Genomic DNA, 22,426 nt, shown 5'->3' on the forward strand with positions numbered 1-22,426 from the left:
GACATCGGCCGCCTCGCCAGGATCGCGGCAAGCGCGGGAGTCCGGTGTCGCGCCGGCATCCACCGCCGGTCTACGAAGCCGCCAACATCACGTGGGCGAGCGGCTCCAGGGCGGGTGCGCACGGGACACGGCAGCCGGCGTACAAGGCGTGGTGCATGCGCATTCCGGCACCGTTCGCGACCGCTCGACGGCGCAGCGGGTGTGTGGGCAGCGCTTACTCCACCGTCACCGACTTGGCCAGGTTGCGCGGCTTGTCGACGTCGGTGCCGCGCGCCAATGCGGTGTGATATGCCAGCAACTGCACCGGGATGGTGTGGATCACCGGCGACAGCACGCCGGCATGACGCGGGGTGCGGATCACGTGCACGCCCTCGGATTCGCTGAAATGGCTGTCCTGGTCGGCGAACACGAACAGCTCGCCGCCGCGGGCGCGCACTTCCTGCATATTGGATTTGACCTTCTCCAGCAGCCGGTCGTTCGGTGCGATCACCACCACCGGCATCGTTGCATCCACCAGTGCCAGCGGGCCGTGCTTCAACTCGCCGGCCGGATACGCTTCGGCGTGGATATACGAGATTTCCTTGAGCTTGAGCGCACCTTCCAGCGCGATCGGGTAATGCAGGCCGCGACCGAGGAACAGTGCGTTTTCCTTGACCGAGAAGCGCTCGGCCCAGGCCATGATCTGCGGCTCCAGATTCAGCGCGTGCTGCACGCTGCCGGGCAGGAAGCGCAGCTGCTCCAGATAGTCGGCCTCTTCGGCCTCGCCGATGCGGCCCTGCAACTTGCCCAGCACCATGGTGAGCTGGAACAGCACCGCCAGCTGGGTGGTGAATGCCTTGGTCGAGGCCACGCCGATTTCGGCACCGGCGCGCGTGTAGCAGACCAGTTCGCTGGCGCGCGGGATCGCGCTTTCGGGCACGTTGCAGATCGACAGCGTATGCAGGTGGCCAAGCGATTTGGCGTATTTCAGCGCCTCCATCGTGTCCAGGGTTTCGCCGGACTGGGAGATGGTGACGATCAGATGTTTCGGGTTGGCATACGCGGCGCGGTAACGGTATTCGCTGGCGATCTCCACGCTGCACGGCAGCCCGGCGATCGCCTCGATCCAGTAGCGCGCGGTCAGGCCGGCGTAATAGCTGGTGCCGCAGGCCAGGATCTGCACGCCTTCGATGTCGCGCAACACCGCTTCTGCGTTGGCACCGAACAGCGATGCCGGGAAACCCTTCGCATCGATCGCCGCTTCGATGGTGTCGGCCAGTGCACGCGGCTGCTCGTGGATTTCCTTCTGCATGAAATGGCGAAACGGCCCAAGCTCCAGCGATGCCAGCGAGATATCGGACAGATGCAGCGGGCGCTCGACCGGGGCGTCGTGGGCATCGAAGATGCGCACGCCATCGCGACGCAGCTCGGCAGTATCGCCCTCTTCCAGGAAGATCACCTGGCGGGTCGCCTGCACGATGGCCGACACGTCGGAGGCGACGAAGTTCTCGCCCTCCCCCACCCCGATCAGCAACGGGCAGCCCATGCGTGCGCAGACGAAGCGTTCCGGCTCGGCCTGACTCATCACCGCCAGCGCGTAGGCACCGGTCAGCTCCTTGACCGTGCGCTGCAGCGCACTGAGCAGATCGCCGGCGTCGGCCAGATGGTGATGGATCAGATGGGCGATGACTTCGGTGTCGGTCTGCGACTCGAAGGTATAGCCGAGTGCACGCAGCTTCTCGCGCTGCTGCTCGTGGTTTTCGATGATGCCGTTATGCACCAGCGCCACGCCCGCACTGATATGCGGGTGCGCGTTGGCCTCGGTGACGCCGCCGTGGGTGGCCCAGCGGGTGTGGCCGATGCCCAGCGTGGCGCCGAACTGTTCGGCCTGCGCCGCCTGCGCCATCTCGGCCACGCGCCCGGTGCGGCGCACGCGGCGGACCCGGTCGCCGTCGAGCACCGCAATGCCGGAAGAGTCATAGCCTCGATATTCCAGACGCTTGAGTCCTTCGATCAGGACCGGGACCACATCGCGCCCGGCGATCGCTCCGACAATGCCGCACATAGGGACAGCTCATTTGGAAAGAAGACCGGCATTTTAGCGTGTCCGCTCTTGTCCACTGCATGACCGTGCCCGGACAGCGTGTCCGCATAGGTGTCCGCGGACACTGCGGACACCCGCCGCATTGGCCAGAACACCTTTGATATCAGCCACTTGGAAGTTGGCACGTAGCCTGCTTTGTCAGCATGACGCCACCGAGCACGCCGACCATGATTCGTGACACCTCTGCCCAGGACCAGGTTCTTCGTACACCCGCCGGCAACGCGCCGTGGCGTCGCTGGCTGTGGCCCGGCGTCGCCAGCGTGGCGGTATTGGCCGGCATCGGTTGGGCGATCACTGCCTGGAGCGCCGGCAGCCGCTCCTTCGATGCCAGCCGGGTACGCATCGCCACGGTCAGCCAGGGCGACCTGGTGCGCGACATCGCCGCCGACGGCCGCGTCATCGCCGCCAACAGCCCGGTGCTGTACGCAATCTCGGCCGGTACGGTGACGCTGAGCGTGGTGGCCGGCGACGTGGTCAAGCAGGGCCAGGAACTGGCGCGCATCGACAGCCCGGAGCTGCGCAGCAAACTGGCGCAGGAGCAGGCCACGCTGGCCGGGCTGGAAGCCGAGTCCAGCCGCGCCGGGCTGGATGCCACGCTCGCCCGCGCCACCGCCAGCAAGCTCACCGACCAGGCCAAGATCGACAAGCAGGCCGCCGCACGCGACCTGGAGCGCTACCAGCGCGGCTTTGATGGCGGCGCCGTGCCGCAGGTGGAACTGGCCAAGGCGCAGGACACCCTGAAGAAGACCGACATCGATCTGCAGCATGCCGAGCGCGACGCATCGTTGAAGAGCCAGGGTGCGGACCTGGATTCGCGCAACAAGCGCCTACTGGCCGACCGCCAGCGCGCGGTGGTGGCCGAAGTGCAGCGCCAGGTCGATGCGCTCACCCTGCTGGCGCCGTTCGACGGCCAGGTCGGCCAGGTGCAGGCGGTGCAGCACACCCAGGTCGCGGCAAACGCGCCGATCCTGGGCGTGGTGGACCTGTCCAAGTTCGAAGTCGAGATCAAGGTGCCGGAAAGCTTCGCGCGCGACCTCGCCATCGGCATGCCGGCCCAGCTCACCAGCGGCAGCGGCGAGCCGTTCCCCGGCGCCATCTCGGCGGTGTCGCCGGAAGTGGTCAACGGCGAGGTCACCGCGCGCATCCGCTTTGCCGACAAGCAGCCGCCGGGCCTGCGCCAGAGCCAGCGCATGAGCGCGCGGGTGGTGATGGATACCCGCCGCAACGTGCTCAAGGTCGAACGTGGCCCGTTCGTCGAACAATCCGGCGGCAGCTACGCCTACGTCATGGACGGCAACACCGCGGTGCGCCGACCGGTGCGCATGGGTGTCAGCAGCCTGGGCGAGGTGCAGGTGCTGTCCGGCCTGCAGGTCGGCGACCGCGTGGTGGTGTCCGGCGCAGACAACTTCGGGGATGCACCGCGCGTCACCGTTCACTAGAAACGCTAACCCTGCAGCCTCCACACCCCGGCGACTACGCGCCACGTCGCAGCCGTCACGCTCAATCTCTTTCGCACACCTCTCTCGCAAAGGACTCGGCAATGCTCAAGATGCAATCGGTCTCCAAGGTCTTCCGCACCGAACAGGTGGAAACGCACGCGCTGCGCTCGCTGGACCTGCATGTGCGCGAAGGCGAATTCGTCGCCGTCACCGGCCCCTCCGGCTCGGGCAAGACCACCTTCCTCAACCTGGCCGGGCTGCTGGAGACCTTCACCAGTGGGCAGTACCTGCTTGACGGCGAAGACGTCAGCCATCTGTCAGACGACGCACGTTCGCGGCTGCGCAACCAGAAGATCGGTTTCATCTTCCAGGGCTTCAACCTGATTCCCGACCTCAACCTGTTCGACAACGTCGATGTACCGCTGCGCTACCGCGGCATGGCGGCGACCGAGCGCAAGCAGCGCATCGAAGAGGCCCTGACCAAGGTCGGCCTGGGCTCGCGCCTGAAGCACTACCCCACCGAGTTGTCCGGCGGCCAGCAGCAGCGTGCCGCCATCGCCCGCGCACTGGCCGGCAGCCCACGCCTGCTGCTGGCCGACGAACCCACCGGCAACCTCGACTCGCAGATGGCACGCGGGGTGATGGAACTGCTGGAAGAGATCAACAGCCAGGGCACCACCATCGTGATGGTCACCCACGACCCGGAACTGGCCGCACGCGCGCAACGCAACGTCCATATCGTCGACGGTCAGGCCACCGATCTGGAACGCAACCCCGCGCTGATGCGCTCGCGCGACAGCGCACCCACCCTGGCCGAATAAGGCGCACTTCTATGTTCGGCTATTACTTCAATCTGGCGGTGCGCAGCTTCCGCCGCAACAAGGTGCTGACCGCGCTGATGGTGCTTGCGATCGCGCTCGGCATCGGCGCCAGCATGACCACCTTGACGGTGTTCTATGTGCTATCGGGCGATCCGATTCCACAGAAGAGTGACCGGTTGTTCTATGTGCAGGTCGACGCCGAACCGAAATCCGGATATCAGCCTGGAGATGAACCCGATTACCAGTCCACTCGCTTCGACGCTGAAACACTGCTGCGCGAAAAGCGCGCCGTGCGCCAGGCGATGATGACAGGCGGGAACGTGGCGATCGAACCACAGCGAAGTGGACTGAGCCCGTTCAAGCTGGAATCGCGTTTCACTTCAGCAGATTTTTTTTCGATGTTCGACACACCGTTTCTTTACGGCCAGGGATGGTCAAGTGCCAGCGACGAGCGACATGAACGCGTTGTGGTAATCAGCAGGTCGCTGAACGACAAGCTGTTTGACGGAGGTAACAGCGTCGGGCGCGACCTGCGCGTCGACAAGAACACCTTCCGGATCGTCGGCGTCTTGGATACATGGAAGATCAATCCACGTTTTTACGACATCACCGACACCTATGGTTCCAACGAACAACTCTACGCCCCCTTCAGCGTTGCGATGGACTTGAAGATGACCCACGCCGGCGGAACCAACTGCTACGGCAAGGTCGAGGGCGGCGATTCCACCGCGCTCAACGCGCCCTGCAGCTGGGTGCAATATTGGGTGGAGCTTGAGAGCGCCAGGCAGGCAAGCGACTACAAGGCCTACCTGGAGAACTATTCCGATCAGCAACGCGCCTCCGGACGCTTTACGCGGCCGAACAATGTGCGCCTGCGCAATGTGATGGAATGGCTGGATCACAACAAAGTCGTTCCCAGCGACGTCCGCCTTCAGCTTTGGCTGGCGATGGGCTTTCTGCTGGTGTGTCTGCTCAACACCGTAGGGCTGTTGTTGGCGAAGTTCCTGCGCCGCAGCGGAGAAATCGGTGTGCGACGCGCACTCGGAGCATCGCGAGGCGCGATCTTTGCGCAATGCCTGGTGGAGGCGGGAACCATCGGCCTGGTCGGCGGCATCTGCGGACTGGCTTTGGCGTGGCTGGGGCTGTGGGCCGTACGCCAGCAGCCGGTGGACTATGCGGCACTGGCGCACTTGGACATCAGCATGTTGCTGCTGACGTTCGCGATTGCGCTCGCCGCGAGCCTTATCGCCGGCATATTGCCGTCGTGGCGCGCCATCCAGGTCGCCCCCGCGTTACAGCTCAAATCTTCCTGATCCTTTTGCCCTCCGCAATGCGGAGCGCCACGCCCATACATCGAAGGTCAGCCCCATGGACATCCGTCCTATTGTTTCCACCCTCCGCCGCCACAAGACCGCAGCTGCACTGATCGTGTTGGAGATCGCCCTGGCGTGCGCCATCATCTGCAATTCGCTGTTCCTGATCGGCAACCGTGTGGAAACCCTCCACCGCGCCAGCGGCATCGCAGAACAGGAACTGCTCAGCATCAGGCTGGACGGCATCGGTACGCAGACAAATGCAGACGTCCGTACCCAGGAGGACCTGGCGGCACTGCGCGCTGTTCCCGGTGTACGCAGCGCGGCCATCACCAATCAGGTTCCGTTCGTCAACTATTCGTCCAACACCGGACTGACCTTGACCGCAGAGCAGGAGCGCCCGACGCTCAACGCCGCGCAGTATCTGGTCAGCGAAGGCAGCCTCAAAACGCTGGGCCTTCAACTGACCGCTGGGCGCGACTTCACCCCAGAGGAATACATCAGTCAGGAAAGGGCGGACAACGACGACAACGTCCGCACGAAAGGCGCCGCTATCATTTTGACGCAAGCTGCTGCAGACAAGATGTTCCCGGACCACAGTGCGCTCGGCAAGACCATCTACTCCGGCGACGTCCCATTACGGGTCGTTGGGATCGTGCAGACACTGGCGCGCCCGAACAACGTCAATGGGCTGGATCAAAAGGATTATTCGATGATGCTGCCGATCCGTCCTCCTTATAACGAGGGCCAGTACATCCTGCGCGTCTCCGATCCGTTGCGGCGGCAGGAAGTGCTGCAGGCGGCAGTTGCGGCCTTGATGAAGCTGGACAACAGCCGACTGGTGCTGAAGCAGCAGACCTACGAGGAAATTCGCAACGAGTATTTCCAGAACGATCGCGCAATGATCTGGCTACTTGGCGCAGTGTGCATCGCGCTACTGATCGTCACCGCACTGGGCATCGTCGGCTTGGCCAGCTTCTGGGTGCAGCAGCGTACCAAGCAGATCGGCATTCGCCGCGCACTGGGCGCCACACGCGGCCAGATCCTGCACTATTTCCAGATCGAGAACTTTCTGCTCGCCTCGGTCGGTATCGTGTTGGGCATGCTGCTGGCTTACTCGATCAATATCTGGCTGATGGCCCGCTACGAATTGCCGCGCCTGCCGGTGATCTACCTGCCGATCGGCGCGCTCACGCTGTGGGTACTGGGCCAGATCGCGGTGTTCTGGCCCGCACGTCGCGCGGCGTTGGTGCCGCCGGCAGTGGCCACGCGCAGCGCCTGAGCAGGGCATGGGACGCTGCCTCAAGCCCATCGCCACGCCCTGGCGTCCGGCGCTGCCGGCCGCTGGTCTGCTGCACCCGCCGACAAACCGCGGTGCATCTCTCCCAAGGACCGTCTCCCCATGCGATCGATCGTCCAACCCTGCAGAGACGCCGGTGTATTCACCATCGCTGCGATGATCGGCGCGCTGCATGCCGGCAGTAGCGCCTGCGCGCGCGCCGTCACGCAGACCGGTAGCGAGGTGACCGAGCGCACCGTGCTGCGCATCGACGATCATCAACTGCGCTGGCGCCACAACGCACAGACGCTGACACTGATCGCCACAGCCGCCGGCCTGCTGGTCATGCAGGCCAGCGACACGCTGGCACTGCAGCTGCGCCAGGGCGGCCAGCTGCGCGCAGCCGATGGCCGCAGCATCGCCAGTCTGGAAGATCCGCTGCACATATTGCGCGCTGCGGCCGGCCGACCAGTGCAGGTCCAGGTCAGGCACGGATGAGCCTGACCTGGACCGCACCGACGTATACGCCGCTGGCGCCTGCGCCACCGGCGCCGCCATAACGGGTGCGGTAGCTCTCGCTTGCGGCCGGGGCACATGCTGACCTGTCGCATGACCACCAACTACGGCGGGGCACTCTGCAGCCGCAACGTCCGTTGCCATCGACACCGGCTTGCGCCTTATGCTGTGGCGAGTATTTTCTCCTCCGACACCTTTCGCCTTACGAGCGCGCAATGCCGCAGATCCTGATCATCGACGACAACACCGCGGTAGCCACCGCGCTGGAGGTGCTGTTTTCCTTGCACGACATCGAGGCGCGGCACGCGCATTCGCCGCAGGCCGGATTGGCGCTGCTGGACGAGCAGGCGTTCGACCTGGTGATCCAGGACATGAATTTCACCGCCGACACCACCTCCGGCGAGGAAGGCGAAGCGTTGTTCGCCCAGATCCGTCAGCGCCACCCGGACCTGCCGGTGATCCTGCTCACGGCCTGGACTCACCTGGGTAGCGCGGTCGGGCTGGTCAAGGCGGGCGCCGCCGATTACATCGCCAAACCGTGGGACGACACCAAGCTGCTCACCACGGTCAACAACCTGCTGGAGCTATCCGAAGCGCGCCGCGAGCTCGCGCGCCGCCGCGAACGCGAGCACCGTGGTCGCGAGCAACTGACACAGCGCTACGATCTGCGCGGCGCGGTGTTCGCCGACCCCGCCAGCGAACGCGCCATCGCGCTCGCCTGTCAGGTCGCACGTTCGGAGTTGCCGGTCCTGATCACCGGCCCCAACGGCAGCGGCAAGGAGAAGATCGCCGAGATCATCCAGGCCAATTCGGTCAACAAGCGCGGCCCCTTCATCGCGCTCAACTGCGGCGCCCTGCCGGGCGAATTGATCGAGGCGGAATTGTTCGGTGCCGAAGCCGGCGCCTACACCGGTGCCAACAAGGCGCGCGAAGGCAAGTTCGAAGCGGCCGACGGCGGCACGCTATTCCTGGACGAAATCGGCAATCTGCCGCTGGCCGGCCAGATGAAATTGCTGCGCGTGCTGGAAACCGGTCGCTATGAGCGGCTGGGCTCCAACCGCGAGCGCCACGCCAAGGTGCGGGTGATCAGCGCCACCAATGCCGATCTGCCGTCGATGATCCGCGACGGCAGCTTCCGCGAGGATCTGTATTACCGTCTCAACACGGTGGAAATCGCGCTGCCCGCCCTGGCCGAGCGCCCGGGCGACATCGCGCCACTGGCCGAGCACTTCCTGGCAGGCGGCAAACCGTTGTCTGCGCAAGCACGCGATGCGCTGCAGCGACACGCCTGGCCGGGCAATGTGCGCGAGCTGCGCAACGTGCTGCAACGTGCGTCGCTGCTTGCGCAAGGCGCGCGGATCGAAGTCAGCGATTTGAACATGCCGCGCGCCACCGCAGCGCGGCCGGTGGCGGCAGTCGCCGGCGAGCCGGATCGCGCACGCATCGAACAGGCCCTGGCGCGCGCGCAAGGCGTGATCGCACAGGCCGCTGCCGAACTGGGACTGAGCCGACAGGCGCTGTACCGGCGTATGGACCGTTACGGCATCAGATCGGAATGACTGCGCGCATGTGGCATCGCTCCTTCACGTTCACCCTGTTTCTAAGGCTGTTGCCGGTGCTTGCACTGGCCGCCGCCCTGCCGTGGTTCATGGCGTACTGGCTGGATCGCGGCTGGCAGGTCGCTGCGATTTCGGTCGTCGTTGTGCTGGCCGCGATGTGGTTCAGCCTCATCCGCGCCACCGCGCCGATGCGCTCGCTGTTCCGCGCCCTGGCCGGCACCACCAGCAGCTACCGCGATGGCGAATACAACTTCGGCGTGTACTGGCGCGGCAACGACGAACTGGCGCAACTGGTGCAGGCGCATTCCGAACTGGGCGATGTGCTGCGCGCGCAGCGACGCGACCTGGTGCAACGCGAGTTGATGCTCGACACCATGCTGCAGAACACCCCCGTGGCAATGCTGCTGGTGGTCGCTGGCGGCGATGGCCTGCGCCGCATCGGGTTTTCCAACAACGCCGCGCGCAAGCTATTGCATGACGGACGCAAGCTCGAAGGCCAGCATCTGGACGACGTGCTCGAACGTATGCCAGGCGAACTGCGCGATGCGCTGGCGCGTGGCGGCGACTGCCTGTTCGCGGTACGCGAGGACGGTGATGACGAGGACGACGAGCAGATCTATCACCTGTCGCGGCGCAGCTTCCACCTCAATGGCCGCGGCCACGAGTTGCTGCTGATCCGCACCCTGACCACCGAGTTGCGACGGCAGGAAGTGCAGACCTGGAAAAAGGTCATCCGCGTGATCAGCCATGAATTGAATAACTCGCTCGCACCGATCGCCTCGCTGGCGCATTCCGGCGCCGAGCTGCTGCGCCGCGAGCGCACCGACCGTCTGGGCACGGTCTTCGAAACCATCGAAGAGCGCGCGCGTCATCTGGAAGGCTTCATTCGCGGCTACGCGCGCTTTGCCAAGCTGCCGCAGCCGCAATTGCAGACCATCGAATGGGCGCCGTTTCTCGAACGGCTGCGACAACAGATCCCGTTCCAGTTGCAGGGCGAGATCAGCAGTGTCAGCAGCCGCATCGATGCAGCGCAGGTCGAACAGGCCATGCTCAATCTGCTCAAGAATGCACACGAGGCCTGCAGCGAAGCGCAACCGCCCAATAGCGAGGTTGCAGTGCGCGTGACACGCTTACCGCAGTGGCTGCGGATCGAAGTGCTCGACCGTGGCAATGGCATGAACGAAGCGGTGCTGCACAATGCACTGATGCCGTTCTATTCGACCAAACGCAATGGAACCGGGCTGGGGCTCGCGCTCACCCGCGAGATCGCCGAAGCGCATGGCGGGCGTATTTCGCTGCATAACCGCGAGCAAGGCGGCCTGTGCGTGACCTTGTTGCTGCCGTCGGCATCGGCTGCATAGCCAGACATTTTCAACCCGTCCAACGCCTCGTCCAGCGCAGCTCACTGATCGGTCGCCAGACCCGGCAAGACCACCCTGACACGCGCACACCCGCCCTGCCACCACGGCGCCGTCAATCGGATTTCAGCGTGCCGCGCTCTGCAATGCGCGGCTGTTTCAGCGCACCACACGCATCGTCTGCGCCGGTGGTCCTGGTCGCGTCGATGGCGCGGTAATACCCGATGCCGACGGTATTGCCAACGAACTCGCCACCCTGCGAGGGGCACTCTCCATCGGCCTTGAACCAGTCCGAAAACGCGGCGTACTTGCCGGCCCTGAGGAAGTGGTTGCCGCCGACATAGGTCCGATCGGACGCATCGCGCGTACGCACTGCATCGCCGTTGACATCCACAAACGTATTGCCTTCGATCCGGTTACCGGACGAGTGCCGCGCCAGATACAGCGCATGGATGAAGCCCGAGGTGTCGGTGTCGTTTTCGATCGACACAAAGCGATTGTGTTCGATGCGGTTATCGCGCGACTGCTGCAACCGGATCGCCGCAAACGAGTACGCGGCCTCGGTGCTCCGACCATAGCGCCCACCGATCCGCTCGAACTGCATGTTGCGGATCGTGTTGCCGCCATTGCCGTCCTCGGCGGCCTTGCTGCTGCCCAGATCCAGCGCCATCCAGTAGTTGCTGACCTTCAGCCCTTCGAAGGTCAGCCGCGTCGGCGCATTTCGACCACTTTTCAAGGCGAACCAGGTCGCGCCACCGCGTCCATCGAAGAGCGGCGGGCTGGCAGCGCCAGCAGCGGCGATGAAGCGGATCGGCGCGCCGTTGGCAAAGGTCCATTGCACCGACTGTTGAAGATAGGTGCCCGGGGCGATCACCACCTCCACGTCCCCTGCTGGCCGTCGTTCGACCAGGCGTTGCTGCGCGGCGTCGAGACTGCGCAATGCCGTCGAAGGCGCGGTGCCCGCCGCCGCATCATCGCCATCGGGCGCCAGATACAGCCGATAACTTGCCGCGGCTGCAACGCCTGACTGCAGCAGCGGCACGCCAAGGAGGAGGATCAACACCGTATGTGGACGTCGCAGCATCGTGCACCTTCCTTCGTCACCCGCAGCACGGCCAAGCATCGCCGTGCAGCACGGCTGCGCTGCGTCACTCACCCGCATCGCGACACCGCTCCATGCTACTTCTTGGTCGGCCGCTCCCAGCCTTCGACCACGGTCTGACGTGCGCGCGTGACGCTGAGCTGGCCGGCCGGCGCATCGCGCGTAATCACCGAGCCCGCACCGATGGTGGCATTGGCACCGACGGCGATCGGCGCCACCAGTGCGCTGTTGGAGCCGACGAACGCGCCGTCGCCAATGGTGGTCTGCGACTTGTTCACGCCGTCGTAGTTGCAGGTGATGGTGCCGGCGCCGATGTTCACCTTGCTGCCGATCACCGCATCGCCCAGGTAGGTGAGGTGATTGGCCTTGCTGCCCACACCCATCGTGACCTTCTTGGTCTCGACGAAATTGCCGATATGCACGCCATCGGCGAGCACGGTGCCAGGGCGCAGACGCGCGAACGGGCCGATCTGCACCGCACCCTCGGTCACCACGCCTTCCAGATCGCAGTGCGCGCGCACCTGCGTGCCGGCACCCAGGGTCACATCGCGCAGCCGTACGAACGGGCCGATCACCACGCCGTCGCCAAGCGTGACATCGCCTTCCAGAATCACATCGATATCCAGCTGCACATCGCGTCCCACCTGCACCGTGCCGCGCTGCTCCACGCGCGCCGGGTCGGCCATGCGCACGCCCTGCAGGCACAGCGCACGCGCTGCGCGCGCCTGCCAGGCGCGTTCCAGCTGGGCCAGCTGCCAGGGGTCGTTGGCACCTTCCACATCCTGCGGATCGGCCACATGCACCATGTCGGCCGGCGTGAAGTCGGCGGCGGCGCTGGCAAACACGTCGGTGAGATAGAACTCGCCCTGTGCATTGTTGTTGGACAACCCGCCCAGCCAACGCCGCAGTGCGGTGGATTCGGCGGTGAGGATGCCGGTGTTGATGGTGCGGATGCGCCGCTGCTCGTCGTTGGCGTCCTTCTGCTCGATGATCGCCGCCACCTTGCCTTCGGCATCACGCAGGATGCGTCCGTAGCCGGTGGGGTTGGCGAGTTCGGCGACCAGCACCGCCATCCGGCCGGGCGCATGCAGCAACTGCAACAGGGTTTCGCTGCGGATCAGCGGCACATCGCCGTACAGCACCAGCACGGTGGCCGCATCCGGAATCGCATCCATCGCCTGCTGCACGGCGTGGCCGGTGCCCAGTTGCTGCCGTTGCTCGGCCCACTGCAGATCGGCCTGTCCGGCAAATGCCGCGCGCACCTGGTCGCCGCCGTGCCCGTAGACGATATGGACCGCGGCCGGCTGCAGCTGCCGCGCGGTGGCGATGACATGCGCCAACATCGGCTGGCCCGCCAACGGCTGCAGCACCTTGGGCAGGGACGAGCGCATGCGCTTGCCCTCGCCCGCAGCCAGGATCACGACGTGCAGGGGCAGGGTCATCAAGAATTCCAAAGGCGGGAGATACGCCAAATTCTAGTCGCAGCCATGCAAAACCGCGTACTCGCTCGATGCCCTCAACACGCGATGACAACTTTTTAAGCACTGCGGCCGCTAGGATGGGCGCCCTTTCTTCGTCCCCGGTATGCATGAGCCTGTTCCGCCAAGGCAGCCAGTTCACCCTGATTGGCGGCCTGCAATTGGCTGTGGACTGCGGCATCTTCATCGCCGCCACCGCCGCCGGCATGCCGACGGTGCCGGCCAATCTGCTCGGGCGCATCAGCGGCGCGGTGCTGGGTTTCTGGCTCAATGGCCGTTACACCTTCGCCCAGCAGGGCGGCGCGCGGCTGGGCTGGCAGCGCTTCCGCCGCTTTGCGGTGATGTGGCTGGCGTTGACGCTGATCAGCACCTGGCTGCTGTCGGCGACGGTGGATCTGGTCGGCCTGCGCCAGGCCTGGCTGGCCAAGCCGCTGGTCGAAGGCGGGCTGGCGATCGTGTCGTTCTTTCTTGGCCGGCACGTGGTGTATCGCTGAACGCGATGCGGTTAGCGAGGCTGGAGCGCGCGCTAGCATGCAGCGTTTCAACCAAACCAGCTGGCCGCTGCCCGTCTCATCGCCAGCAGCGCGCGCACTGCAAGCGCTCACCACGCCGCTAGCGCAACCACCAGTCCGGCGTGATCCAGGCGCAAGCGCGGCATCTGCCGACGCACCGCCCTTGCCTGCGACGGCAACCGCGCACCGGCACTGGTCCGGCACACCGGCGGCCTTGCAAGCGCTGCACGGCGCTCCGCTGGCCTGCGCAGCCCCCTCATCACTGCAGTCGCGTCGCGCCACCGGCCCTATGCCGGCAACGCCGGACTAGGTCTTGCCGGGTGCCTGCTGACAGAAGTCGCCCAGGCCACGCACCAGTGCCGCGCGGTGCAAGGCATCCAGCTGCCATTGCGCCGCGTAGTGCGCCGCAGCCCGTGCCGTGTTGGTCGTGCATTGCGCCGCCGAACGCGCCGCAGCAGCATCGGCCAGCGCATCGAGCAACTCGCCCTGCAGCTGATCCAGACGTGCGCGCAGTGCGGCCAGATCCGGGCGAGCGGTATCCGGCGCGCGTCCACGTTCGTGCCAGTGGTTCAACAGCGCGTACTGCACCGATTTGTTGGCCTCGATCTGCGCGGCAAAAAAACGGGCCGCATCCTCGGCGTCCAGTCCATGCGCCGGTGCCTGGTCACGTACGCTCTGCAGCACCGCCGCTTCGCGCGCCTGGTCCAGCACCGGCTTTCCGCTATCCCACTTGCTCAGCGCCACCGCATCGCCGATCGCATTGCGCTGCACGAGGCGATCCAGCAGCGGATCCAGCGGCGGCTGGCTGCGCGCCGGCAACGCGCAGCCCAGCAGTGCGACAGCAAGCGTGCACGTCAGTGCATAACCGCGGAAGCCATCGATCGAGCGGGTCATGGGAGTGTCCTCAACGTCGGATGTAACCATGCCATGGCGCAGTGAAGCGCTGCATGGCAACCAGCCACGCAGTGTGCGCGCTGGCCGCCACACGCGGGTTTCCGCCGCGCACGCGCATCTCCAAAAACGAAAACGCCGACACGAAGGTCGGCGTTCCGGTCCACATCTGCAGGCGGCATTGCAGCTGAGGCGTATCGCTGGCCCACAGACCGTGGGCCAGGCGATCGATCAGTGCTTGAGGTTGCGACGCAGACGCTCCAGTGCCTGCAGCTGCACCGTCGCCTCGGCCAGCTGACGCTGCGCCTGGGCCACATCCACCGTGTCGCCACGGTTGGCCAGCAGACGCTCGGCTTCTTCCTTGACCTTGCGCACGGCGGCTTCGTCGATGTCCTGTGCACGCACCGCGGTGTCGACCAGCACGGTCACCACCTGCGGCTGCACTTCCAGGATGCCGCCGGAAATGGCGAAGTCCAGCTGTTCGCCACTGGCGGTGGTGACCACCACCTTGCCCGGCTTCAGGCGCGTGATCAGCGGCGCGTGCTTGGGCGCGATGCCCAGCTCACCCAGCTCGCCGGTGGCCACGACCAGCGTCGCCTCACCGTGGAAGATTTCCTTCTCGGCGCTGACGATGTCGCAACGGATAGTGCTCATGGTGCCTCACTGTAGTGAGGCGGGGAATCGGGAGGCGGGAATCGGGAATGGGAAGAGCAGCTGGCTGCACGCTTTTCCTCTTCCTGTCGATTCCGACCTACCGATGACCCGCCTTTACGATTCCCGATTCCCGATTCCCGATTCCAGCCGCATGGCGGCTGGGATCCATCAGGCCTTGGCGCTCATCTTGTTGGCTTTCTCGACGGCTTCTTCGATGCTGCCGACCATGTAGAACGCCTGCTCCGGCAGGTGGTCGTACTCGCCATCGCAGATCGCCTTGAAGCCGCGGATGGTGTCCTTCAGCGACACGTACTTGCCCGGCGAGCCGGTGAACACTTCGGCCACGTGGAAGGGCTGGCTGAAGAAGCGCTCGATCTTGCGTGCGCGCGACACCGACTGCTTGTCTTCTTCACTCAGCTCGTCCATGCCCAGGATCGCGATGATGTCCTTCAGTTCCTTGTACTTCTGCAAGGTCTGCTGGACGCGCTGGGCGGTGTCATAGTGCTCGTGGCCGATCACCAGCGGGTCCATCTGGCGGCTGGTGGAATCCAGCGGATCCACGGCCGGGTAGATACCCAGCGAGGCGATGTTACGGCTCAGCGTCACCGTCGAGTCCAAGTGAGCGAAGGTGGTCGCCGGCGACGGGTCGGTCAGGTCGTCCGCGGGCACGTACACGGCCTGGATCGAGGTGATCGAACCGCTCTTGGTCGAGGTGATGCGTTCCTGCAGCACGCCCATTTCTTCAGCCAAAGTCGGCTGGTAACCCACTGCCGACGGCATACGGCCGAGCAGCGCGGACACTTCGGTACCGGCCAGCGTGTAGCGGTAGATGTTGTCCACGAACAGCAGCACGTCCTTGCCCTTGCCGCTGGCGTCCTTCTCGTCACGGAAGTACTCGGCCATGGTCAGGCCGGTCAGCGCAACGCGCAGACGGTTGCCCGGCGGCTCGTTCATCTGGCCGTACACCATCGCGACCTTGTCCAGCACGTTGGAGTCTTTCATCTCGTGGTAGAAGTCGTTGCCCTCGCGGGTACGCTCGCCCACGCCGGCAAACACGGACAGACCCGAGTGCGCCTTGGCGATGTTGTTGATCAGCTCCATCATGTTGACGGTCTTGCCGACGCCGGCGCCGCCGAACAGGCCGACCTTGCCGCCCTTGGCGAACGGGCACATCAGGTCGATGACCTTGATGCCGGTCTCCAGCAGCTCGGTGCTGGAGGACTGGTCTTCGTACGACGGCGCAGCGCGATGGATTTCCCAATGGTCCGACGCCTGCACGTCGCCGGCTTCGTCGATGGGGCGACCCAGCACGTCCATGATGCGGCCCAGCGTGCCGGCACCGACCGGCACCGAGATCGCGCGCTCGGTGTTGGTGGCCAGCAGGTTGCGCTTCAGGCCGTCGGTGGAGCCGAGCGCAATCGTGCGCACCACGCCATCGCCGAGCTGCTGCTGCACTTCCAGGGTGATTTCGGTGCCTTCGACCTTCAACGCGTGATAGACCTTCGGCACTTCATTGCGCTGGAATTCGACGTCGACGACCGCGCCGATGATCTGAACGATCTTGCCCTGACTCATTTGGATAACTCCACTAATGTCTGTTCGATTCTTGTGTCGGGATTAGGGAAACGGGATTCGGGATTGGGAAGATCAAGTGCCGCTGCCTCGACCATTCCCGATTCTCCATTCCCTATTCCCGGCTATACGGCGGCCGCGCCGCTGACGATTTCCGAAATTTCCTGGGTGATCGCCGCCTGACGCGCCTTGTTGTAGACCAGTTGCAAGGTGCCGATCATCTTGTTCGCGTTATCGCTGGCGGCCTTCATCGCCACCATGCGCGCGGCATGTTCGGAGGCCACGTTTTCCAGCACGGCCTGGTACACCAGCGACTCGATGTAACGCGTCATCACGTGCTCCAGCACGGTCGCGGCATCGGGTTCGTACAGGTAGTCCCAATCGTGATGCGCCACCTTGTGCTCGGCGGCGGGCAGCGGCAGCAGCTGATCGAAGCTGGCCTTCTGCGTCATGGTGTTCACAAAGCGGTTGTAGACCAGATAGACGCGGTCCACCTTGCCCTCGATGTAGGCATCGATCATCACCTTGATCACGCCGATCAGCTGCTCCACCTGCGGGCTGTCGCCCAGGTGGGTCACGCTGCCGACCATGTTGACCTTGATGCGGCGGAAGAAGGCGGACGCCTTCTGGCCAATGGTCACCACGTCGATCTCGGCGCCTTTGTCCTGCCATGGACGCACTTCGCCCAGCATCTTGCGGAACAGGTTGTTGTTCAGGCCGCCGGCCAGCCCACGGTCGGAGGAGATCACGATGTAACCGACCCGCTTGACCTGCTCGCGCTCGACCAGGAACGGATGCTGGTAGTCGGTGCTGGCCTGCGCCAGATGCCCGATCACCTGCTTCATCGCCTGCGCATACGGACGCGAGGTCTTCATGCGCTCCTGCGCCTTGCGGATCTTGGAGGCCGAGACCATTTCGAGCGCGCGCGTCACCTTGCGGGTGTTCTGCACGCTCTTGATCTTGGTTTTGATTTCGCGTCCGCCTGCCATACTCGCTCGCTTCGCTCGCTTAGTGGGAATGGGGAATCGTGAATCGGGAATTGGCACAGCCAACCCGCTTTGACGATTCCCTATTCTCGATTCCCGATTCCCGCAGCCGGATTTACCAGCTGCCCGTGGTCTTGAACTCTTCGATGCCCTTCTTGAACGCGGCTTCGATGTCGTTGTCCCAGCCGCCGGTGGTGTTGATCTTGGAGATCAGCTCACCCTGGGTGTTGGCGAAGTGCGCGTGCAGGCCTTCTTCGAACGCCAGCAGCTTGTTGACCGGCACTTCATCGAGGTAACCCTCGTTGACGGCGTAGATCGACAGCGCCTGGTTGGCGATGGACATCGGCGCGTACTGCTTCTGCTTCATCAGCTCGGTGACGCGCTGACCGCGCTCGAGCTGCTTGCGGGTGGCTTCGTCCAGGTCCGAGGCGAACTGCGCGAACGCCGCCAGCTCGCGGTACTGCGCCAGCGAGATACGGATGCCGCCGGACAGCTTCTTGATGATCTTGGTCTGGGCCGCACCACCGACGCGCGACACCGAAATACCGGCGTTCACGGCCGGGCGGATGCCGGCGTTGAACAGGTCGGTTTCCAGGAAGATCTGGCCATCGGTGATCGAGATCACGTTGGTCGGCACGAACGCGGACACGTCGCCGGCCTGCGTTTCGATGATCGGCAGCGCGGTCAGCGAACCGGTCTTGCCGGTCACCGCACCGTTGGTGAACTTCTCCACGTATTCCTCGGACACGCGCGCGGCGCGCTCGAGCAGGCGGCTATGCAGATAGAACACGTCGCCCGGATAGGCTTCGCGGCCCGGCGGGCGCTTGAGCAGCAGCGAGATCTGGCGGTAGGCCACGGCCTGCTTGGACAGGTCGTCGTAGACGATCAGCGCGTCTTCGCCGCGGTCCATGAAGTACTCGCCCATGGTGCAGCCGGCATACGGGCTGATGTACTGCATCGCGGCCGATTCGGACGCGGTCGCAGCCACCACCACGGTGTGCGCCAGCGCGCCGTTCTCTTCGAGCTTGCGCACGATGTTGGCAACGGTCGAGGCCTTCTGGCCGATCGCCACGTACACGCACTTGATGCCGGTGCCCTTCTGGTTGATCACCGCATCGATCGCCAGCGCGGTCTTGCCGGTCTGACGGTCACCGATGACCAGCTCGCGCTGGCCGCGGCCGATCGGAATCATCGCATCGACCGACTTGTAACCGGTCTGCACCGGCTGGTCGACCGACTTGCGCCAGATCACGCCGGGCGCGACGCGCTCCACCGGTGCGGTCTGGGTGGCGCCCAGCGGGCCCTTGCCGTCGATCGGCTCGCCCAGCGCGTTGACCACGCGACCGAGCAGCTCCGGACCGACCGGCACTTCCAGGATGCGGCCGGTGGTCTTGGCCACGTCGCCTTCGCGCAGGTTCTCGTAATCGCCCAGCACCACGGCGCCGACCGAATCGCGCTCCAGGTTCAGTGCGAGCGCGAAGGTGTTGTTCGGCAGTTCGATCATTTCGCCCTGCATCACGTCGGCCAGGCCGAAGATGCGCACGATGCCGTCGGACACGCTGGTCACGGAGCCTTCGTTGCGCGACTCTGCGGACAGCTTGACCGCCTCGATGCGGGTCTTGATCAGGTCGCTGATTTCGGAGGGGTTGAGCGTGGTTGCCATCGTTCAGTCCTAGGTGCCGGCCGCGAGGGCCATGCGTTTATGTGAATTCAGTGGGCGAGCGAGCTTTGCAGACGCGCAAGCTTGCCCTTCAGCGAGCCGTCGATGACCACGTCGCCGGTGTCGATCACCGCGCCGCCGATCAACGAGGCGTCCACCGCGGTGGTGATGTCCACCTCGCGGCCGAAACGCTTCTTCAGCGCAGCAGCGATCGTGTCCAGTTCCGCCTGGCTCATTGCAGCCGCCGAGGTCACCGTCGCCTTGACGACGTGTTCGGCTTCAGCTCGCAGTTGTTCGTACAGTCCTGCCACTTCCGGCAGCAGCGACAGCCGCTGCGCGTCGGCCAGCAGGCCGAGGAAACGCAGATAGTCTTCGCTCGCCTGCGGCGGTGCCAGCAACGTCACTGCCTGATCCTGGCGCAGGGCCGGGTTGAGCAGCAGCGCGGCCACACGCGGGTCGCCGGCCACCTGCGCCGAAAACGCCAGCGCATCGGACCAGGGCGCGAAGTTGCCGCCCTCACGCGCGATCGCAAACGCGGCGCGGCCGTACGGACGGGCAAGTGTGAGGGCCTGACTCATCGATTAAATCTCCGCCGCCAGCTCGTCGAGCAGCGCCTTGTGGGCGTTGGCGTCGATTTCGCGCTTGAGCAGCTTCTCGGCGCCACTGACCGCCAGCACAGAGACCTGCTTGCGCAGCTCCTCACGGGCACGGGTTGCAGATGCGTCGATTTCGGTCTGGGCCAGATCCTTCTGACGGTTGGCTTCGGCAATCGCCTCGAGCTTGGCCGCCTCGATGATCTGGTTGGCGCGCGCATGGGCCTGATCGATGATCTCGTTGGCCTTGGTGCGTGCGTCCTTCAGTGCTTCGTTGACCTTTTCCTGCGCCTGCGCCAGATCCTTCTGACTGCGATCGGCCGCGGCCAGACCTTCAGCGATCTTTTGCTGACGCTCTTCGATCGCCTGCAGCAGCGGCGGCCAGATTTTGGTCGCGACGATCCAGATCAGACCGGCGAAGGCCAGCGCCTGGGCAAAGATGGTAAGGGTGATATCCATGGGTCGCTCAATCGCTGTTTAGGGGTGAAAGCGCCGCCGCAGGGCGACGCTTTCCGACCTTCATCCGCGGGGGCAGCCGCACTGGCTGCCTCCACATCCTGCTACCGCTGGATCAGCCGGCAGCCTGCGACAGACGCTCGATGAACACCTGGGCCAGCGGGTTGGCGAAGGCGAACAGCAGGCCGACAGCGACGCTGATGATGAACGCGGCGTCGATCAGGCCGGCGGTGATGAACATGCGGACCTGCAGCACCGGGATCAGTTCCGGCTGGCGTGCGGCAGATTCCAGGAACTTGCCAGCCATGATGGCCAGACCGAGGCCGGCACCCAGCGCGGCCAGGCCGATCATGATGCCGACGGCGAGGACGGTGGAGCTCTGGACTTGAGCAAGGTTGGTCAGGACGGCGAGGTACATGGTGATCTCCGAACGAAAGTTTCTAAGGGTGATGGATGAATCGGGATGAAGCGGATGAAGGGTGCAGCAAACTCAGTGACTGTCTTCGGCCAGGCTCAGATACACGATCGACAGCATCATGAAGATGAAGGCCTGCAGCGGAATCACCAACAGGTGGAACAGCATCCAGCCGAGGCCGAATACGCCGCCAGCGACCATGCCGGCGATGCCCGCACCGCCCAGCACCCAGATCAGCAGGAAGACGATCTCGCCGCCGAACATGTTGCCGAACAGTCGCATCGCCAGCGAAATCGGCTTACTCAGCCACTCGACGATGTTCAAGAGCAGGTTGAACGGCATCATCCACTTGCCGAACGGCGCCGTGAGGAATTCCTTGGTCATGCCGCCCACGCCCTTGGAGCGCAGCGAGAACACGATCATCAGGAAGAACACGCTGATCGACATGCCCAAGGTGGCATTGACGTCGGCGGTGGGCACCGGCTTCCAGGCGTGGATGCCGGCCCAGCCCAGCGGAATGGCGATGAAATCGGCCGGGATCATCTTGATGAGGTTCATCAACAGGATCCAGAAGAAGATGGTGATCGCGATCGGCGTCACCAGCTTGCTGCTGCCGTGGTAGGTGTCCTTGGCCTGCCGATCGACGAATTCCAGGCAGATTTCCACGAATGCCTGCCACTTGCCCGGCACGCCGGCCGTGGCATTGCGGGTCGCCGTCCAGAACGCCAGCACCATGACCAGGCCCATCAACACCGCCATGACCAGGGTGTCGACGTGGATGGTCCAAAACGTGCCGCCACCCTCGCGAACCGGATAGATCAGGTTCTGCAGGTGATGCTGGATATAGGAGGTAGGTGTTGCTGCCTCGCCCGCCATGTGTCTGGAGCCCTTTAAGTTCGAATCAACGTCTGGCCAGAGCCAGAACCTGAAAAATCAACCCGATGGCGATACCCGCCAACAGAGCCAGAGGAGGCAGCCGCCACAGGGCAAAGCCCAGCGACAACGCCGCAAATACCAGCACCCACTTCAGCACCATCGCCAGCACCAACCGCACCATCGCGATGCCTGCTGCCTGGATGCCGCCACCAAGCGCGGTACGTGCCGCAACCCAACCGCCCAGTACCGTCGCAAACCCGGTCAACGCCAGACCGGCAGAGTAACGGGGACCGACCAACAGCAACCCCAGACTGGTTATAGCTACAGCGGCAAGCGGATATACCGCAGCGCGCAGCATCAACCGCCGACCCGCGTCAACGGAGTTCAGCACTACGGTTACCTTACGTGTGAATGAGGGGGAAGCGCAGTTGCGCCTCGTCGAGCCGCGAAAGTATAGCAATGGGACAAATTGCGAGACAACCGGCAAAGGTCATTCGCTGCTGCAACGCACCAAGCGCGCGCCGCGGCGGCGGGTGGGAACTTTGCCACAAACTGGCGGTCGGAACTTGCGAGGCCTGCACATCCTCGTCGAAAGGTACCGCCGCAGGCCGCCTATGGGAGCCCTGGGAGACCGGGGCTCCTGCTTATTACGCAATGTCGCGCGCCGCAGCCACCTTCCCATCGGCGGTCCAATCCGCTGCATCGCACGCGCGTTTCGATCCATGCAGCGCCGCAATGGCCGCCACCTTGCCGCCTGGTGCGGCACCGGTTGCGCAGTTGGCAGCGGCGACCGTACCTGAAGGTATGCACTACACCACACTTTTTGCGCGTCGTTTTCAGCGCCGAATTTGCCGTGTCCGCCG

Annotated in this window: 21 protein-coding genes; 8 read left to right on the forward strand and 13 right to left on the reverse strand. The window is 64.6% G+C overall.

Annotated elements, in window-relative coordinates:
- Positions 1 to 214 precede the first annotated feature (214 nt).
- A complete protein-coding gene (gene glmS / locus VZ068_RS17955; RefSeq protein WP_349656057.1) occupies positions 215 to 2,044 on the reverse strand; it encodes a glutamine--fructose-6-phosphate transaminase (isomerizing) in 1,830 nt (609 codons plus the stop codon).
- Positions 2,045 to 2,250: 206 nt separating this feature from the next.
- Between glmS and VZ068_RS17960 the strand changes: the two genes are divergently transcribed.
- From VZ068_RS17960 to VZ068_RS17990, 7 genes are all read left to right on the forward strand, one after another.
- Positions 2,251 to 3,522, forward strand: coding sequence for an efflux RND transporter periplasmic adaptor subunit (locus VZ068_RS17960; RefSeq protein WP_259156614.1), 1,272 nt, complete (start codon positions 2,251 to 2,253; stop codon positions 3,520 to 3,522).
- A 101-nt stretch (positions 3,523 to 3,623) separates the two neighbouring features.
- A complete protein-coding gene (locus VZ068_RS17965) occupies positions 3,624 to 4,343 on the forward strand; it encodes an ABC transporter ATP-binding protein (RefSeq protein WP_349656058.1) in 720 nt (239 codons plus the stop codon).
- A gap of 11 nt (positions 4,344 to 4,354) precedes the next feature.
- Positions 4,355 to 5,656, forward strand: a complete 1,302-nt coding sequence (locus VZ068_RS17970; protein WP_349656059.1) for an ABC transporter permease — start codon at positions 4,355 to 4,357, stop codon at positions 5,654 to 5,656.
- Positions 5,657 to 5,711: 55 nt separating this feature from the next.
- A complete protein-coding gene (locus tag VZ068_RS17975; RefSeq protein WP_349656060.1) occupies positions 5,712 to 6,938 on the forward strand; it encodes an FtsX-like permease family protein in 1,227 nt (408 codons plus the stop codon).
- A 120-nt stretch (positions 6,939 to 7,058) separates the two neighbouring features.
- Entirely contained in the window at positions 7,059 to 7,433 is a 375-nt protein-coding gene (locus tag VZ068_RS17980) for a hypothetical protein (RefSeq protein ID WP_349656061.1), read from the forward strand.
- 233 nt (positions 7,434 to 7,666) lie between these two features.
- Positions 7,667 to 9,010: a sigma-54 dependent transcriptional regulator gene (locus VZ068_RS17985; protein ID WP_349656062.1), complete on the forward strand. Its 1,344-nt coding sequence runs from the start codon at positions 7,667 to 7,669 to the stop codon at positions 9,008 to 9,010.
- An 8-nt stretch (positions 9,011 to 9,018) separates the two neighbouring features.
- On the forward strand, positions 9,019 to 10,371 hold the full coding sequence (locus VZ068_RS17990) for a HAMP domain-containing sensor histidine kinase (RefSeq protein ID WP_349656063.1): 1,353 nt from the start codon (positions 9,019 to 9,021) through the stop codon (positions 10,369 to 10,371).
- Between the two features lie 112 nt (positions 10,372 to 10,483).
- Here VZ068_RS17990 and VZ068_RS17995 read toward each other — a convergent pair whose 3' ends face one another.
- Positions 10,484 to 11,452, reverse strand: a complete 969-nt coding sequence (locus VZ068_RS17995; RefSeq protein ID WP_349656064.1) for a right-handed parallel beta-helix repeat-containing protein — start codon at positions 11,450 to 11,452, stop codon at positions 10,484 to 10,486.
- A gap of 95 nt (positions 11,453 to 11,547) precedes the next feature.
- Complete coding sequence (glmU, locus tag VZ068_RS18000; protein WP_349656065.1) at positions 11,548 to 12,912, reverse strand: bifunctional UDP-N-acetylglucosamine diphosphorylase/glucosamine-1-phosphate N-acetyltransferase GlmU; 1,365 nt, start codon at positions 12,910 to 12,912, stop codon at positions 11,548 to 11,550.
- 146 nt (positions 12,913 to 13,058) lie between these two features.
- Between glmU and VZ068_RS18005 the strand changes: the two genes are divergently transcribed.
- Positions 13,059 to 13,442, forward strand: a complete 384-nt coding sequence (locus VZ068_RS18005) for a GtrA family protein (RefSeq protein WP_046963367.1) — start codon at positions 13,059 to 13,061, stop codon at positions 13,440 to 13,442.
- A gap of 324 nt (positions 13,443 to 13,766) precedes the next feature.
- On the opposite strand, the gene VZ068_RS18010 is transcribed toward VZ068_RS18005, so the two are convergent.
- The 10 genes from VZ068_RS18010 to VZ068_RS18055 all read right to left on the reverse strand — a co-directional run bounded on the left by VZ068_RS18010 (position 13,767) and on the right by VZ068_RS18055 (position 21,954).
- Positions 13,767 to 14,354 carry a chorismate mutase gene (locus tag VZ068_RS18010; protein WP_349656066.1) on the reverse strand — a complete coding sequence of 196 codons (588 nt, stop codon included), beginning with the start codon at positions 14,352 to 14,354 and terminating at the stop codon, positions 13,767 to 13,769.
- 228 nt (positions 14,355 to 14,582) lie between these two features.
- Positions 14,583 to 15,005 (reverse strand): F0F1 ATP synthase subunit epsilon, encoded by a 423-nt coding sequence (locus VZ068_RS18015; protein ID WP_005992065.1) that lies wholly within the window; start codon positions 15,003 to 15,005, stop codon positions 14,583 to 14,585.
- A 168-nt stretch (positions 15,006 to 15,173) separates the two neighbouring features.
- Positions 15,174 to 16,580, reverse strand: coding sequence for a F0F1 ATP synthase subunit beta (atpD, locus tag VZ068_RS18020; protein ID WP_349656067.1), 1,407 nt, complete (start codon positions 16,578 to 16,580; stop codon positions 15,174 to 15,176).
- Between the two features lie 122 nt (positions 16,581 to 16,702).
- Positions 16,703 to 17,566: a F0F1 ATP synthase subunit gamma gene (gene atpG / locus VZ068_RS18025; RefSeq protein WP_349656068.1), complete on the reverse strand. Its 864-nt coding sequence runs from the start codon at positions 17,564 to 17,566 to the stop codon at positions 16,703 to 16,705.
- A gap of 112 nt (positions 17,567 to 17,678) precedes the next feature.
- The gene (gene atpA / locus VZ068_RS18030) at positions 17,679 to 19,226 is read right to left on the reverse strand and encodes a F0F1 ATP synthase subunit alpha (RefSeq protein ID WP_115003856.1); all 1,548 of its coding nucleotides are present in this window, start codon (positions 19,224 to 19,226) and stop codon (positions 17,679 to 17,681) included.
- 47 nt (positions 19,227 to 19,273) lie between these two features.
- Positions 19,274 to 19,801: a F0F1 ATP synthase subunit delta gene (locus VZ068_RS18035; RefSeq protein ID WP_115050627.1), complete on the reverse strand. Its 528-nt coding sequence runs from the start codon at positions 19,799 to 19,801 to the stop codon at positions 19,274 to 19,276.
- A gap of 3 nt (positions 19,802 to 19,804) precedes the next feature.
- Positions 19,805 to 20,275 carry a F0F1 ATP synthase subunit B gene (locus tag VZ068_RS18040; RefSeq protein ID WP_003483999.1) on the reverse strand — a complete coding sequence of 157 codons (471 nt, stop codon included), beginning with the start codon at positions 20,273 to 20,275 and terminating at the stop codon, positions 19,805 to 19,807.
- A gap of 112 nt (positions 20,276 to 20,387) precedes the next feature.
- Positions 20,388 to 20,690, reverse strand: a complete 303-nt coding sequence (atpE, locus tag VZ068_RS18045; protein WP_002814105.1) for a F0F1 ATP synthase subunit C — start codon at positions 20,688 to 20,690, stop codon at positions 20,388 to 20,390.
- 72 nt (positions 20,691 to 20,762) lie between these two features.
- Positions 20,763 to 21,563, reverse strand: coding sequence for a F0F1 ATP synthase subunit A (gene atpB / locus VZ068_RS18050; RefSeq protein ID WP_039421795.1), 801 nt, complete (start codon positions 21,561 to 21,563; stop codon positions 20,763 to 20,765).
- A gap of 25 nt (positions 21,564 to 21,588) precedes the next feature.
- Positions 21,589 to 21,954: a hypothetical protein gene (locus VZ068_RS18055; RefSeq protein ID WP_074059361.1), complete on the reverse strand. Its 366-nt coding sequence runs from the start codon at positions 21,952 to 21,954 to the stop codon at positions 21,589 to 21,591.
- Positions 21,955 to 22,426 lie beyond the last annotated feature (472 nt).

Origin of the sequence: Xanthomonas sp. 10-10, from assembly GCF_040182365.1 — a bacterium.
Lineage (GTDB): Bacteria > Pseudomonadota > Gammaproteobacteria > Xanthomonadales > Xanthomonadaceae > Xanthomonas > Xanthomonas arboricola_F.

Coding starts and splice junctions, on each gene's coding strand:
- VZ068_RS17960 (WP_259156614.1), top strand. CDS start 2,251: ATGATTCGTGACACCTCTGCCCAGGACCAGGTTCTTCGTACACCCGCC.
- VZ068_RS17975 (WP_349656060.1), top strand. CDS start 5,712: ATGGACATCCGTCCTATTGTTTCCACCCTCCGCCGCCACAAGACCGCA.
- VZ068_RS17995 (WP_349656064.1), bottom strand. CDS start 11,452: ATGCTGCGACGTCCACATACGGTGTTGATCCTCCTCCTTGGCGTGCCG.
- VZ068_RS18010 (WP_349656066.1), bottom strand. CDS start 14,354: ATGACCCGCTCGATCGATGGCTTCCGCGGTTATGCACTGACGTGCACG.
- atpE (WP_002814105.1), bottom strand. CDS start 20,690: ATGTACCTCGCCGTCCTGACCAACCTTGCTCAAGTCCAGAGCTCCACC.
- VZ068_RS18005 (WP_046963367.1), top strand. CDS start 13,059: ATGAGCCTGTTCCGCCAAGGCAGCCAGTTCACCCTGATTGGCGGCCTG.
- glmU (WP_349656065.1), bottom strand. CDS start 12,912: ATGACCCTGCCCCTGCACGTCGTGATCCTGGCTGCGGGCGAGGGCAAG.
- VZ068_RS17970 (WP_349656059.1), top strand. CDS start 4,355: ATGTTCGGCTATTACTTCAATCTGGCGGTGCGCAGCTTCCGCCGCAAC.
- glmS (WP_349656057.1), bottom strand. CDS start 2,044: ATGTGCGGCATTGTCGGAGCGATCGCCGGGCGCGATGTGGTCCCGGTC.
- atpG (WP_349656068.1), bottom strand. CDS start 17,566: ATGGCAGGCGGACGCGAAATCAAAACCAAGATCAAGAGCGTGCAGAAC.
- atpD (WP_349656067.1), bottom strand. CDS start 16,580: ATGAGTCAGGGCAAGATCGTTCAGATCATCGGCGCGGTCGTCGACGTC.
- atpB (WP_039421795.1), bottom strand. CDS start 21,563: ATGGCGGGCGAGGCAGCAACACCTACCTCCTATATCCAGCATCACCTG.
- VZ068_RS18015 (WP_005992065.1), bottom strand. CDS start 15,005: ATGAGCACTATCCGTTGCGACATCGTCAGCGCCGAGAAGGAAATCTTC.
- VZ068_RS18040 (WP_003483999.1), bottom strand. CDS start 20,275: ATGGATATCACCCTTACCATCTTTGCCCAGGCGCTGGCCTTCGCCGGT.
- VZ068_RS17980 (WP_349656061.1), top strand. CDS start 7,059: ATGCGATCGATCGTCCAACCCTGCAGAGACGCCGGTGTATTCACCATC.
- atpA (WP_115003856.1), bottom strand. CDS start 19,226: ATGGCAACCACGCTCAACCCCTCCGAAATCAGCGACCTGATCAAGACC.
- VZ068_RS17985 (WP_349656062.1), top strand. CDS start 7,667: ATGCCGCAGATCCTGATCATCGACGACAACACCGCGGTAGCCACCGCG.
- VZ068_RS17990 (WP_349656063.1), top strand. CDS start 9,019: ATGTGGCATCGCTCCTTCACGTTCACCCTGTTTCTAAGGCTGTTGCCG.
- VZ068_RS18035 (WP_115050627.1), bottom strand. CDS start 19,801: ATGAGTCAGGCCCTCACACTTGCCCGTCCGTACGGCCGCGCCGCGTTT.
- VZ068_RS17965 (WP_349656058.1), top strand. CDS start 3,624: ATGCTCAAGATGCAATCGGTCTCCAAGGTCTTCCGCACCGAACAGGTG.